The 11,937-nt window shown below is 57.4% G+C and carries 14 protein-coding genes and 1 rRNA gene; 13 read left to right on the top strand and 2 right to left on the bottom strand.

The genetic code is table 11. The annotated features are described in order from the left end of the window. Window positions 1-70: 70 nt before the first annotated feature. From rrf to R6W86_RS16125, 13 genes are all read left to right on the top strand, one after another. Window positions 71-185: ribosomal RNA gene (gene rrf / locus R6W86_RS16065) — 5S ribosomal RNA — on the top strand. Window positions 186-492: 307 nt separating this feature from the next. Further along, window positions 493-2,043: a 2-isopropylmalate synthase gene (locus R6W86_RS16070; RefSeq protein WP_410330370.1), complete on the top strand. Its 1,551-nt coding sequence runs from the start codon at window positions 493-495 to the stop codon at window positions 2,041-2,043. A 15-nt stretch (window positions 2,044-2,058) separates the two neighbouring features. After that, a complete protein-coding gene (locus tag R6W86_RS16075; RefSeq protein ID WP_410330371.1) occupies window positions 2,059-2,868 on the top strand; it encodes a 2-isopropylmalate synthase in 810 nt (269 codons plus the stop codon). A 5-nt stretch (window positions 2,869-2,873) separates the two neighbouring features. Further along, window positions 2,874-3,359, top strand: coding sequence for a ribosomal protein S18-alanine N-acetyltransferase (gene rimI / locus R6W86_RS16080; RefSeq protein WP_410330372.1), 486 nt, complete (start codon window positions 2,874-2,876; stop codon window positions 3,357-3,359). Window positions 3,360-3,446: 87 nt separating this feature from the next. Next, complete coding sequence (gene prfC / locus R6W86_RS16085; protein WP_410330373.1) at window positions 3,447-5,027, top strand: peptide chain release factor 3; 1,581 nt, start codon at window positions 3,447-3,449, stop codon at window positions 5,025-5,027. A gap of 23 nt (window positions 5,028-5,050) precedes the next feature. After that, the gene (locus tag R6W86_RS16090; protein ID WP_410330374.1) at window positions 5,051-5,836 is read left to right on the top strand and encodes a TatD family hydrolase; all 786 of its coding nucleotides are present in this window, start codon (window positions 5,051-5,053) and stop codon (window positions 5,834-5,836) included. Window positions 5,837-6,040: 204 nt separating this feature from the next. After that, window positions 6,041-6,469 carry a 50S ribosomal protein L13 gene (rplM, locus tag R6W86_RS16095; RefSeq protein WP_008937175.1) on the top strand — a complete coding sequence of 143 codons (429 nt, stop codon included), beginning with the start codon at window positions 6,041-6,043 and terminating at the stop codon, window positions 6,467-6,469. 12 nt (window positions 6,470-6,481) lie between these two features. Then, complete coding sequence (gene rpsI, locus R6W86_RS16100; RefSeq protein ID WP_092005367.1) at window positions 6,482-6,874, top strand: 30S ribosomal protein S9; 393 nt, start codon at window positions 6,482-6,484, stop codon at window positions 6,872-6,874. 243 nt (window positions 6,875-7,117) lie between these two features. After that, on the top strand, window positions 7,118-7,711 hold the full coding sequence (petA, locus tag R6W86_RS16105; protein ID WP_410330375.1) for a ubiquinol-cytochrome c reductase iron-sulfur subunit: 594 nt from the start codon (window positions 7,118-7,120) through the stop codon (window positions 7,709-7,711). Next, entirely contained in the window at window positions 7,711-8,943 is a 1,233-nt protein-coding gene (locus tag R6W86_RS16110; RefSeq protein ID WP_410330376.1) for a cytochrome b, read from the top strand. The genes petA and R6W86_RS16110 overlap by 1 nt, the downstream gene beginning before the upstream one ends. Next, the gene (locus R6W86_RS16115; RefSeq protein ID WP_410330377.1) at window positions 8,943-9,698 is read left to right on the top strand and encodes a cytochrome c1; all 756 of its coding nucleotides are present in this window, start codon (window positions 8,943-8,945) and stop codon (window positions 9,696-9,698) included. The genes R6W86_RS16110 and R6W86_RS16115 overlap by 1 nt, the downstream gene beginning before the upstream one ends. A 109-nt stretch (window positions 9,699-9,807) precedes the next feature. Continuing rightward, window positions 9,808-10,437, top strand: coding sequence for a glutathione S-transferase N-terminal domain-containing protein (locus R6W86_RS16120; protein WP_410330378.1), 630 nt, complete (start codon window positions 9,808-9,810; stop codon window positions 10,435-10,437). 58 nt (window positions 10,438-10,495) lie between these two features. Next, window positions 10,496-10,909 carry a ClpXP protease specificity-enhancing factor gene (locus R6W86_RS16125; protein WP_372988320.1) on the top strand — a complete coding sequence of 138 codons (414 nt, stop codon included), beginning with the start codon at window positions 10,496-10,498 and terminating at the stop codon, window positions 10,907-10,909. 48 nt (window positions 10,910-10,957) lie between these two features. On the opposite strand, the gene R6W86_RS16130 is transcribed toward R6W86_RS16125, so the two are convergent. Further along, complete coding sequence (locus R6W86_RS16130) at window positions 10,958-11,548, bottom strand: SIS domain-containing protein (protein WP_410330379.1); 591 nt, start codon at window positions 11,546-11,548, stop codon at window positions 10,958-10,960. Between the two features lie 8 nt (window positions 11,549-11,556). Next, window positions 11,557-11,922 carry a YraN family protein gene (locus tag R6W86_RS16135; protein WP_410330380.1) on the bottom strand — a complete coding sequence of 122 codons (366 nt, stop codon included), beginning with the start codon at window positions 11,920-11,922 and terminating at the stop codon, window positions 11,557-11,559. Window positions 11,923-11,937: the final 15 nt, after the last annotated feature.

Raw genomic sequence — 11,937 nt, forward strand, 5'->3', positions numbered from 1 at the left:
CAAACGAAATCACTATCACTGTCAGTCCAACTGACCGTTCTATCCCGTCCCCCAGTGATCAACCGTTTTGCCTGACGACCATAGCGGTCTGGAACCACCTGATCCCATCCCGAACTCAGAAGTGAAACAGACCTGCGCCGATGGTAGTGTGGCATGGCCCATGCGAGAGTAGGTCATCGTCAGGCTCCTAAATAAAACAGCCCCGACAGCGAAAGCTGCCGGGGCTTTTTTATTTGGATACGATATTCTCTTTCACTACAAACGGCCCCCATGCGACAAGGCTGCCTAAGGCAGCCGCAGGACGTCGGAGCAACGCGACGACGGGCCCGAAGGGCCGAAGGCCGAGAGGCCTGAGCAAAGTAGGTCATCGTCAGGCTCTTAATACCAAAACCCCCAGCGGCGTTGCCGTTGGGGGTTTTTTATTTCCGGTTCGGGAGAAATGATATACTCCCTCCCAAAACCACATCAAAGTTTCTGACGGGAGCCCTTCCAATGGCCGCAACTGATCACCTGGTCATTTTTGATACCACCCTCCGTGATGGCGAACAAAGCCCCGGCGCGACCATGAACAAGGCGGAAAAACTCCGCATTGCCAAGGCCCTGGAGAAACTACGTGTTGACGTAATCGAAGCGGGCTTCGCGATTGCGAGTCAGGGCGACTTCGATGCGGTCAAAACGATTGCAGAGACCATCAAGGAATCGACGGTATGCAGTCTGGCGAGAGCGCTGGACAGCGATATTGATCGCGCTGCTGAAGCCATCCGGCCAGCAGAGCGTGGGCGTATCCACACCTTCATTGCCACCTCTCCAATCCACATGAAGCACAAGCTCCAGATGGAGCCGAACGAAGTCGTGGAGCAGGCGGTGCGTGCGGTCAAGCGGGCCCGCAGTCATGTGGATGATGTCGAGTTCTCCTGCGAAGATGCCGGGCGTTCGGAGTTGGATTTCCTGTGCCGTATCATCGAGGCCGCCATTGATGCTGGCGCCCGTACCATCAACATTCCCGATACCGTGGGTTACGCAATACCGGAGCAATTTGGTGAAACCATCCACCAGATCATGAACCGGGTGCCGAACGCCGACAAGGCCATTTTCTCGGTACATTGCCATAACGATCTGGGCCTGGCGGTGGCCAACTCCCTGGCCGCAGTCACCCGCGGTGCGCGTCAGGTGGAATGCACCATCAACGGTCTCGGCGAGCGTGCAGGTAACGCTGCCCTGGAAGAAATCGTGATGGCGGTTCGTACCCGTCAGGACCTGTTCAATATCGACACCCGGATTGACACCCGGCACATCGTTCCTGCGTCACGGCTGGTTTCCACCATTACCGGTTTTCCGGTTCAGCCGAACAAGGCCATCGTGGGTGCGAATGCCTTCGCCCATGAATCCGGTATTCATCAGGACGGCGTGCTCAAGCACCGGGAAACCTACGAAATCATGCGGGCCCAGGATGTTGGCTGGCACACCAACAGTCTGGTGCTGGGCAAGCACTCCGGCCGTAACGCATTCCGTACCCGACTGCTGGAGCTGGGTATCCAGTTCGAGACCGAGACCGAACTGAATGAAGCCTTTACCCGCTTCAAGGCGCTCGCCGACCTCAAGCATGAGATTTTCGATGAGGATCTGCAGGCTATTGCCAGCGATACCCGTCAGAAGGAAGAGGAGGGGCCCTATGGGCTGGTGTGCATGCAGGTCTGTTCAGAGACCGGCGTAGTGCCGATGGCCAGCCTGACCCTCACGGTGGAAGGCAGGGAGCACAAAGTGGAAGCCGAGGGCAGTGGACCGGTCGATGCCACTTTCAAGGCGATCGAGTCCCTGGTGGATTCCGGCTGCAACCTGCAGCTTTATTCGGTTAATGCCATCACCAGTGGTACCGATGCCCAGGGCGAGGTTACTGTCCGCCTCGAACGGGGTGGCCGGATCGTCAATGGTGTCGGTGCTGATACCGATGTCATAATCGCCTCGGCCAAGGCCTACATCGAAGCCCTGAACCTGATTAGTCGGGGCGGCATCCGTCAACATCCGCAAGTTGCGGACGTATAACCCGCAGGCAGTCTGATGATCCGAACCGAAGCAGAACGTCAGTTCTACCTGGGAGTCGCCGGTGTCCGGCTCTGGTATGCTCGCTCGGCGCTGCCCGGTGCTGCTCCGAGCCCGGAATTTGAATTCCCGGAGGAGGTATCTGGGGCCGCAGAGGAGCTTGGCGTTGCTCCGGGGCCGACTGCCGACGTTAGCCCTGCGGTAGCGAGCAAGCCTGCCGGGAAGAGTGCGAAGCCGTCCCGGGTTGTAAACCTCCAGTCGCTGATGGAGACGTCAGCCCCGGAGTCTTCCGGTACCACCGCGACATCGCAACGCATCGGGCCTGAAGCTGAGTCCGACCAGGAAGCTGGTACGCCGGCGAATGACTCCCGCCAGTCCACCAGTGAATCTGAAGTGGCCCTGTTCCGGCATAAATTGAATCTCCGGTTCTGGGTCGGCCGCCGTTTCGTGCTGGTTTCGGATCTGTCCGGAGAGGCAAGTGTGCGGCTGCAGGAAACCCTGGCGGCCAATATCCTGAAGAGTATTGGCGATCGCGATCCCCAGGTGCTGGGGCCAATTTTGTGGCCAGTCTTCAATAATCCGCTGCTGCCCGGGAATCGGTTGCCTGATCTCGTCGATGTTCTCAAAGGCGTGCTTGAGCCTCTGGACAGCCAGCGCGTGATCCTTCTGGGTGTACCCGGTTCCGGCGCGGAAGCTGCGGGGGGCCACTGGTTTGCACGGGCGCTTGGGCGGGAACCGGAGCTGGTATTTCCCCATACCCTGGCGGAACTTGCCGGCAAATCCGGGTTGAAGAAAAATCTGTGGCAGCTTCTTAAGTCGTTTGCCTGATGCCAATGAGTAACGAACAAGCAGTTTCGGGGCCGGGTGAGAATTCTCTTGAGACCCGCTCGGTGTCCTGTTCGGATCTATCCAGGGTGTTGGAAATCGAGCGCCAGGGCTACTCCCATCCCTGGAGCGAAGCGGTTTTTCTGGATTGCTTCAAGGACAACTACCGTCTGTGGGCGCTCTGCAAGGAGGGGGCCCTTATCGGTTATGCGGTGGTTGCGTATCTGGTGGACGAGGCCCATCTGCTGAACCTGTGCATCCACCCGGACAGTCGTGGTTTTGGTGCCGGCCGTTATCTGCTCGAACACCTGGTGGACAAGGCCAGGGAGGATGGCATGACTCAGGTTTTGCTGGAGGTTCGGGTGAGTAATCGAACCGCCGAGCAGCTTTACAGAAGCGCTGGTTTCGGTGAGATTGGCTGCCGTCCGGGCTATTATCCTGCCGCCAACGGCCCGGAAGACGCCAGAGTCATGACCTTACCGCTGGATAAGTGATCACCCCGGTGCTGTTCACGGGGTGGGTGCTTACCCCTTATAATACCGGGTTTTCACAATCCTCCGATTCCGAGCTCATATTACACTATGTCGAATCTTTCCCAGGAAGTGGCCAAGCGCCGTACTTTCGCGATTATTTCCCACCCGGACGCCGGTAAGACCACCATCACCGAGAAGGTTTTGCTGTTCGGGCAGGCGCTCCAGAAAGCCGGCACGGTAAAGGGCAAGAAATCCGGTCAGCACGCCAAGTCCGACTGGATGGAGATGGAGAAAGAACGCGGTATCTCGGTAACCACTTCCGTGATGCAGTTCCCGTATGGCGGCAAGCTGGTCAACCTTCTGGACACCCCGGGTCACGAGGATTTCTCGGAGGATACCTACCGCACCCTGACCGCAGTGGACTCCTGCCTGATGGTGATCGACAGCGCCAAGGGTGTCGAGGAGCGGACCATCAAGCTCATGGAGGTTACCCGGTTACGGGATACCCCTATCCTGACCTTCATGAACAAGCTCGATCGTGATACCCGGGATCCGGTGGAGCTGATGGACGAAGTGGAGGAGGTTCTCAAGATTGCCTGCGCTCCAGTGACCTGGCCGATCGGCATGGGCAAGAACTTCAAGGGGGTTTATCACCTGTTGCGCGATGAGGTGGTGTTGTATCAGTCGGGACAGGGCCACACTATCCAGGAGAAGCGCATCATCAAGGGTCTGGATAACCCCAATCTCGATGAAGCGATCGGCGCCTATGCGTCCGATCTCCGGGACGAGATCGAGCTGGTAAAGGGCGCTTCCCACGAATTCGATCAGGAGGCCTTCCTGGCCGGTGAGCTGACCCCCGTATTCTTCGGTACAGCCTTAGGCAACTTCGGTGTCGATCACATGCTGGACGGTCTGGTGGAGTGGGCACCGGAGCCCCAGCCCCGGGAGACCGATCAGCGCCTGGTCGCGCCCATCGAAGAGGGCTTTTCTGGTTTCGTTTTCAAGATCCAGGCCAACATGGATCCCCAGCACCGTGACCGGATCGCCTTCCTGCGCATTGTTTCCGGCAATTATTCCCAGGGGATGAAAGCCCGTCATGTGCGCATCGGCAAGGAAGTCCGTTTTTCCGACGCCCTGACCTTCATGGCCGGTGACCGTGCGCATGCCGACGAGGCCTTCGCCGGGGATATCATCGGCCTGCATAACCATGGCACCATCCAGCTTGGTGATACCTTCACCGCTGGCGAGGACATGAAGTTTACCGGCATCCCCAACTTCGCCCCGGAACTGTTCCGGCGGATTCGACTCAAGGATCCGCTCAAGGCCAAACAGTTGCAGAAAGGCCTGATCCAGCTGTCGGAAGAGGGCGCGGTACAGGTATTCCGGCCGCTGAAGAACAACGACCTGATCGTGGGCGCGGTAGGTGTGCTCCAGTTCGATGTGGTTGTGGCTCGCCTGAAGAGTGAGTACAAGGTGGATGCGGTCTACGAGCCCATCAACGTGGCCACGGCTCGTTGGGTAAGTTGCAACGACGAGCGCAAACTGGACGAGTTCGGGCGCAAGAATAACGACTTTCTGGCCCTCGATGGCAGTGACCGCCTGGCCTATATCGCGCCAACCATGGTCAATCTAAACCTGGTCCAGGAGCGTTATCCGGATATTCGTTTCCAGAAAACCCGGGAACACTGAGCCGGAGCCGGGCGGAGGTGAGTATGAGAATGATCGACGCCCATTGCCATTTTGACTTTCCCCGTTTCGACGGCCAGCAAGCGCAGGTGCTGGGCCAGGCCCGGGCGCTCGGCGTTCTGGGTGTCGTAATTCCCGGGGTTCGCGGACCGGACTGGTCAAGGGTCCGGAAAGTTGCCGGCGCTCACCCGGGCCTGTGGTACTGCCTGGGTATTCATCCCTGGTTTGTGCAGGAACACAGCGAAGAGGATCTCCAGGCCTTGGAGGACCAGTTGTCGGAACGGCCCGAGCATTGTGTCGGTCTCGGCGAGTGCGGTCTGGACCGCCTGCATGGAACGCTGGATGAACAGCAGCCGTGGTTCGAGCGCCAGGTAGCGATCGCCGCGCGTCTGGACCTGCCCCTGATTATCCACTCGGTGAAGACCCACGATGAAGTTCATGCCACGCTCCGACGGGCCAATTGGTGTGGGCGGGCGCTGATCCACGGCTTTTCAGGCAGTTACCAGCAGGCCGCCAGGTTGGTGGATCTGGGGTGTTACATCGGGGTTGGCGGAGTGATCACCCATAATCGTGCCCGCAAAACCCGGGACACGGTAGCGCGACTCCCGCTGGATTGTCTGGTGCTGGAAACGGACGCGCCGGATATGGCGCCGGCAGGTGTGGAAGCTGGCCAGAATTCCCCGGTTTATCTTCCGCGGATACTTGAGACGTTGGCGACTCTTCGAGGTGTGGGTGCGTCGGACATTGCGCCAGAATTGCTCGCCAATGTCTGTTCGCTCTATGGCTGGACCGGCGGCGATCTGCCAGAATAAGAGAATAGCGAAGCAGGGCCGGTCGGGGTTGGTTTTCCCTGTGGGTTCGAGTATACTTCGCGCCCTGGCTTTTCAAGGCGATGCCACTATCTCAGCCCCGAATAGTGTCACTGCCAACATTACAGGTATAAACCTCCTCCGGGTGCCTTGCATTTACCGGTGGTGGTTTTTAACGTTTCTTTTATAGCGTTCAAGGCGGAATCAATGAAGACTCTGAGTGCGAAACCAGAAACAGTAAAACGTGACTGGTACGTTGTAGACGCAGCCGGCAAGACGCTGGGTCGTCTGTCAACCGAAATCGCCCGTCGTCTGCGGGGCAAGCATAAGCCTGAGTATACCCCTCACGTGGACACTGGCGACTATATCGTTGTAATCAATGCCAGCCAGGTGCAGGTTACCGGCAAAAAGGCATCTGCAAAGATGTACTACAGCCACACCGGCTTTCCGGGTGGAATCAAGTCCATCAATTTCGAGAAGCTGGTAGACAAGGCTCCCGAGCAAATCATCCAGAAGTCTGTCAAAGGCATGCTTCCGAAAGGCCCGCTCGGCCGCGCCATGTTCAAGAAGCTGAAAGTCTACGCCGGCGCTGAGCATCCCCATGCAGCCCAGCAGCCCAAAGAACTCGACATTTAACGGAAGGCGGATATGTCTGTAGCACAAAATTACGGTACTGGTCGCCGCAAAAACTCCACGGCTCGCGTCTTTATCAAGCCGGGTAGCGGTAACATCACTATCAACGGTCGCACCATCGAGCAGTTCTTCGGTCGTGAGACTCTGCGCATGATCGTTCGTCAGCCCCTGGTGGTTGCCGAGTCTACCGATCGGTTCGATATCAACATCACCGTCAAGGGCGGTGGCACCAGTGGTCAGGCCGGCGCGATTCGCCACGGTCTGACCCGTGCTCTGATGGACTATGACGAGACGCTGCGTCCGGCACTGCGCAAAGCGGGTTACGTTACCCGTGACGCTCGTGAAGTCGAGCGTAAGAAGGTTGGTCTGCGCAAGGCGCGTAAGCGTCCGCAGTTCTCCAAGCGTTAATTCTGCCTTGCAGAATGCGAAAAAACCCGGTCCGTACTGGCCGGGTTTTTTTGTGTCCGGGTGATTTGCTATCAAATTGATCTGGAGCAGGGAAGCGCCGCGCGGAGCGCCTTTCCGACTTGTAAGCCCATGGCAATTTCATTACCATTTGGGCGCTTATATTTTTGGGTTGTGAAGTCCTTTAAGATGCACATTGCCGGCTTTTGGGCGGGCTGTGACATCGCCTGATGGGAGAAAACCATAATGAGTAATGGCGACGTGAGCCAAGGCCGGCGCCGGTTCCTGATCGGCGCTACGTCCGTGGTGGGTGGAGTCGGCGTCGTCGGTGCAGCAGTTCCTTTCGTGGCATCCTGGAATCCCAGTGCCAAGGCGGAAGCAGCAGGTGCACCGGTAACCGTCAATATCAGCAAGATTGAACCAGGCCAGCAGATCACCGTTGAATGGCGCGGCAAGCCGGTCTGGGTCATCCGCCGCACTCCGGAAATGCTGGAAAACATCGAGAAGCTGAACGATGTGGTGAAAGATCCACAGTCGGAAGCGCCTCAGCAGCCTCCGTACATCGAGGGGGCTCTTCGTGCCCTCAAACCAGAGTTTGGCGTGTATGTCGGTCTTTGCACCCACCTGGGTTGCGTGCCGTCCTATCGTCCTGAACTGGCGCCGGCGGATCTCGGCGAGAACTGGCTCGGAGGTCTCTTCTGTCCGTGTCACGGCTCCCGCTATGACCTGGCTGGCCGGGTTTATGAAGCGCAGCCTGCTCCCCTGAATCTTGAGGTGCCGCCGTATCGTTTTGATGACGATGTGACCCTCACGATTGGTCTTGATCCGGAGGCAGCGTAATGCAGAAACTGATTCAGTGGGTAGACGACCGTCTCCCGATCGTTGACGCCTGGAACAAACACCTGGCCAAGTATTACGCGCCGAAAAACTTCAACGTGTGGTACTTCTTTGGCTCCCTGGCGATGCTTGTACTGGTCAACCAGCTGGTAACAGGTATCTGGCTGACTATGAGTTACAATCCCTCTGCTGAGGGCGCCTTTGCTTCCGTCGAGTACATCATGCGCGACGTGGAGTGGGGCTGGCTGCTCCGCTACCTGCACTCGACCGGTGCTTCTGCCTTCTTCATTGTGGTTTACCTCCACATGTTCCGCGGTTTGATGTATGGCTCCTACCAGAAGCCGCGTGAGCTTATCTGGATCTTTGGCATGCTGATCTACCTGGTGCTGATGGCCGAGGCGTTCATGGGCTACCTGCTGCCCTGGGGCCAGATGTCCTACTGGGGTGCCCAGGTTATTGTTAACCTGTTCGGTGCCATTCCGGTCATCGGTGAAGACCTGTCCCTGTGGATCCGTGGTGACTACCTGATCTCCGGTATCACCTTGAACCGTTTCTTTGCTTTGCACGTGGTTGCACTGCCGATTGTTCTGCTCGGTCTGGTGGTTCTGCACATCCTTGCGCTGCATGAGGTTGGTTCCAACAACCCCGACGGTATTGATATCAAGAAGAACAAGGACGAGAACGGCATCCCGAAAGACGGCATCCCGTTCCATCCGTACTACACCGTTCACGACCTGCTGGGCGTGGCTGTGTTCTTCTTCATCTTCTTCGTCGTGGTGTTCTTCTTCCCGGAAATGGGTGGCCTGTTCCTCGAGAAGCCGAACTTCGAGCCGGCGAACGCCCTGAAGACGCCTGCGCATATTGCACCAGTCTGGTACTTCACGCCGTTCTACGCGATGTTGCGTGCGGTGACCGTAGACCTGTTCGGCTTGCCGGCGAAGTTCTGGGGCGTGGTTGTCATGGGTGGTGCCATTGCTATCCTGTTCGTGCTGCCCTGGCTTGATCGTAGTCCGGTTCGATCTATCCGCTACAAGGGCTGGTTGAGCAAGATTGCTCTGGCAATCTTTGCTATCAGCTTCGTGATCCTGGGCTATCTCGGTCTGGTTCCGGCAACAGAAGGTCGCACCATGGTCGCGCAGATCCTGACGGTGCTGTACTTCCTGTATTTCATTCTGATGCCGTTCTATACGCGCATGGAGAAAACCAAGCCAGTACCAGAGAGGGTGACAGGATAATGAGAAAGCTGATTTTTGGTCTCGTTTTCGCGGTCCTGCCGGCCCTCGGGCTGGCAGCCGGTGGCGCGGTTCAGCTCGACCATATCGAGACGGATCACACCAACAAGGAATCCCTGCAGCGGGGGGTGGCGTTGTTCACCAACTACTGTATGGGCTGCCACTCCATGAAATACGCCCGCTACAAGCGCGTGGCGGATGACCTTGGTATTCCCGTAGAACTGTACGAGGAGAACCTGATTTTCACCGGCGCCAAGATTGGCGAGCTGATGAAAAACTCCATGAGCAAGGATATGGCTGCGGGCTGGTTCGGTGCGCCGCCACCCGACCTGACTCTGGAAACCCGTCTGCGCGGTGAATCCTGGGTTTTTTCCTATCTGCGTGGTTTCTATAAGGATGAAAGCCGCCCGCTGGGTGTCAACAATGCGGTCTTCCCGGACGTGGGTATGCCGCACGTGATGGTTGATCTGCAGGGTCTGTGTGCAGTTCACCCGAATGTTGGCGTTGAAGCCTCTGTTGAGCCGCTCAGCGGCAACATCAATAACGGTGATCTTTGCCCGCAGTACGCAAGCGAAGGGTCCATGACCGAGGCGGAGTTCAGTCAGGCGATGTACGACCTGACCAACTTTATGTCCTATATGGCAGATCCGGTCCGGGTTGAGCGTGAGCGCCTGGGTATTTTCGTACTGATCTTCGTGGCGATCTTCTTTGTCTTCGCGTACCTGCTTAATCGTGAGTACTGGAAGGACGTACACTGAGAAATAGGGTATAATCCCGTTTCCTGAATTCCAGCGGGCTCTTTGGGGCCCGCTGGATTTTTGCGTTTTTTCAGGGTTATTTCGGTTTGTTTACTCGTGAGGTAGTTCTATGGGCGTTGTGACCAAGCGGTCATCAATGACGTTTTTCTCTGATCCGGCCAGTCAATACAGTCACCGGGTGCGTATTGTCCTGGCAGAGAAAGGCGTTACCGTTGATATAGTGGATGTGGACCCGGACAATCCGCCGGCGGAACTGGCCGACCTGAATCCCTATAACGCCCTGCCGACGCTGGTGGATCGGGACTTGGTGCTCTACGAGCCCAATATCATGATGGAATACCTGGATGAGCGTTTCCCCCATCCGCCCCTGCTTCCGGTTTACCCGGTGGCTCGCGCCAACAGTCGTCTGATGATCTACCGGATCCAGAAAGACTGGTGTGGCCTGGTCGACCGGATCCTGGCTCAGCCCAATGCCAAGGCCTCTGAGGCCGCTCGTAAGGAGCTGCGTGAGAGTCTGCTGGCAACGGCACCACTGTTCGGCGAGATGCCATTTTTCCTCTCCGAGGAGTTCACCATCGTCGATTGCTGTATTGCTCCGATCCTCTGGCGTCTTCCGGCGTTGGGTATCGAGCTGAATGAAAAACAGGCGAAACCGATCCAGAAATACATGGACAGCATCTTTGCTCGTGAAGGCTTCAAGGCAAGCCTTTCCGACCTGGAAGAAGATATTCGCAGCTGATTTTTGGTAAACCCGGTTAACGGGGCAGGAGTAGGTCGTGCCTGACAACAAGATCGCCATGACATCCAGTCGGCCCTATCTGGTGCGGGCCTTTAACGAATGGATTCTGGATAATGACTGTACACCCTACATTGTCGTGGACGCGGGTGTTCAGGGAGTCCAGGTGCCCACGGAACATGTCGCCAATGGTCAGATTGTCCTGAATATCAGCCCTGGTGCGGTTCGGGGTTTGGTGATTGGCAACGGCGCGCTGGAGTTCAGCGCCCGTTTCGGTGGCGTTCCGATGCAGGTCTTTATTCCGCTTCAAGCGGTGATGGCCATCTACGCCAAGGAAAATGGCGAGGGTATGGTGTTCGGCAGTGAGCCGGGAACCCCGGATCCGGACGGTCCCGGCGACAAGGATGACGGGCGTCCGCAAGGCGGCCCGGATGATCGTCCTTCGGGCAGGCCAACCCTGAAAGTGGTGAAGTAAAACCGCCAATCCCTTCTATCCGAAAGGCCAGTGCAAACTGGCTTTTTTTTATCCGCCGAACAGCTTGGCGTCCACCAGTCGGCAAAGCGTGTTGATGATCAGTAGAAGCAGCGGTGTCGCATCCGCCGGATCGAGATTGTTGAGGGCGATCTCATGATCTTCCGGGTGTAGCAGGGAGGTGATATCGGATTTTTCCCGTGCGCTGAGGACCACCACCTGCATTTCGCGATCGTGGGCAGCCTGTATGGCCTGGATCAGGTTCGCCTTGTGGCCATCATCCACCACCACAAACAGAAGATCTCCTGGCTTTCCGATGGCACGGACCTGTCGTGAAAACGTGTCGTTGAACCGGTTGTCCCGGCAAATGGCAGAGTAGGTGGTTGCATCGGCTCCGAGGTTGATCGCGGGCAGCGCCGGACGGTCATGATCCAGGCGGTTCAACAGGGCTGTGCAGAAATACTGGGCCAGGATATTGGCGTTGCCGTTGGCGCAGGTGATCAGCTTGCCATCCTGCAACAGGGCGCTGACAAAGGCGTCAGCGGCAGGCTCGATCTGCGGCGCTACGGTGGTTGCGGCCTGGGCCGTGTGCTCCATGTGCGTGGCGAACCACTGGCTGATTTGCTGTTCGGTCGTTTCCATTGCGTTTTTTACTCTGCCTGGATGGCGTTCCTGATCCATTGTACCCGGTATTTGCTGGTCGTCCCCGGCACAATGCCGATTACATCAATCCTGCAGCAGGCGTTCCATAGGCCATGTCGGTGCAGATAGAAGGAGACTGCCCTGAGCAGCTTGCGTTGTTTGCCGTAGGTAATTGAGCCGGCCGGATCGGTCAGGCTGCCTTCACCGCGGAAGCGGACTTCAATAAATACCAGGGTGTCTCCCTCCCGCCCAATCAGGTCGATTTCTCCACCCCGGTTGTAGACATTTCTCTCGATAATGGTGACACCTCGGCTTTGCAGATACCGTGCGGCGACACCCTCGTAGTGATTGCCCAGTTCTCGTTTGCCTTCCATGGCGAGGGTCTTCGT

Origin of the sequence: Marinobacter sp. (assembly GCF_046484525.1) — a bacterium.
GTDB lineage: Bacteria > Pseudomonadota > Gammaproteobacteria > Pseudomonadales > Oleiphilaceae > Marinobacter.

Coding starts and splice junctions, on each gene's coding strand:
- R6W86_RS16115 (WP_410330377.1), top strand. CDS start 8,943: ATGAGAAAGCTGATTTTTGGTCTCGTTTTCGCGGTCCTGCCGGCCCTC.
- R6W86_RS16075 (WP_410330371.1), top strand. CDS start 2,059: ATGATCCGAACCGAAGCAGAACGTCAGTTCTACCTGGGAGTCGCCGGT.
- R6W86_RS16120 (WP_410330378.1), top strand. CDS start 9,808: ATGGGCGTTGTGACCAAGCGGTCATCAATGACGTTTTTCTCTGATCCG.
- rpsI (WP_092005367.1), top strand. CDS start 6,482: ATGTCTGTAGCACAAAATTACGGTACTGGTCGCCGCAAAAACTCCACG.
- R6W86_RS16110 (WP_410330376.1), top strand. CDS start 7,711: ATGCAGAAACTGATTCAGTGGGTAGACGACCGTCTCCCGATCGTTGAC.
- petA (WP_410330375.1), top strand. CDS start 7,118: ATGAGTAATGGCGACGTGAGCCAAGGCCGGCGCCGGTTCCTGATCGGC.
- R6W86_RS16130 (WP_410330379.1), bottom strand. CDS start 11,548: ATGGAAACGACCGAACAGCAAATCAGCCAGTGGTTCGCCACGCACATG.
- R6W86_RS16125 (WP_372988320.1), top strand. CDS start 10,496: ATGACATCCAGTCGGCCCTATCTGGTGCGGGCCTTTAACGAATGGATT.
- R6W86_RS16090 (WP_410330374.1), top strand. CDS start 5,051: ATGAGAATGATCGACGCCCATTGCCATTTTGACTTTCCCCGTTTCGAC.
- rimI (WP_410330372.1), top strand. CDS start 2,874: ATGAGTAACGAACAAGCAGTTTCGGGGCCGGGTGAGAATTCTCTTGAG.
- R6W86_RS16135 (WP_410330380.1), bottom strand. CDS start 11,922: ATGGAAGGCAAACGAGAACTGGGCAATCACTACGAGGGTGTCGCCGCA.
- prfC (WP_410330373.1), top strand. CDS start 3,447: ATGTCGAATCTTTCCCAGGAAGTGGCCAAGCGCCGTACTTTCGCGATT.
- rplM (WP_008937175.1), top strand. CDS start 6,041: ATGAAGACTCTGAGTGCGAAACCAGAAACAGTAAAACGTGACTGGTAC.
- R6W86_RS16070 (WP_410330370.1), top strand. CDS start 493: ATGGCCGCAACTGATCACCTGGTCATTTTTGATACCACCCTCCGTGAT.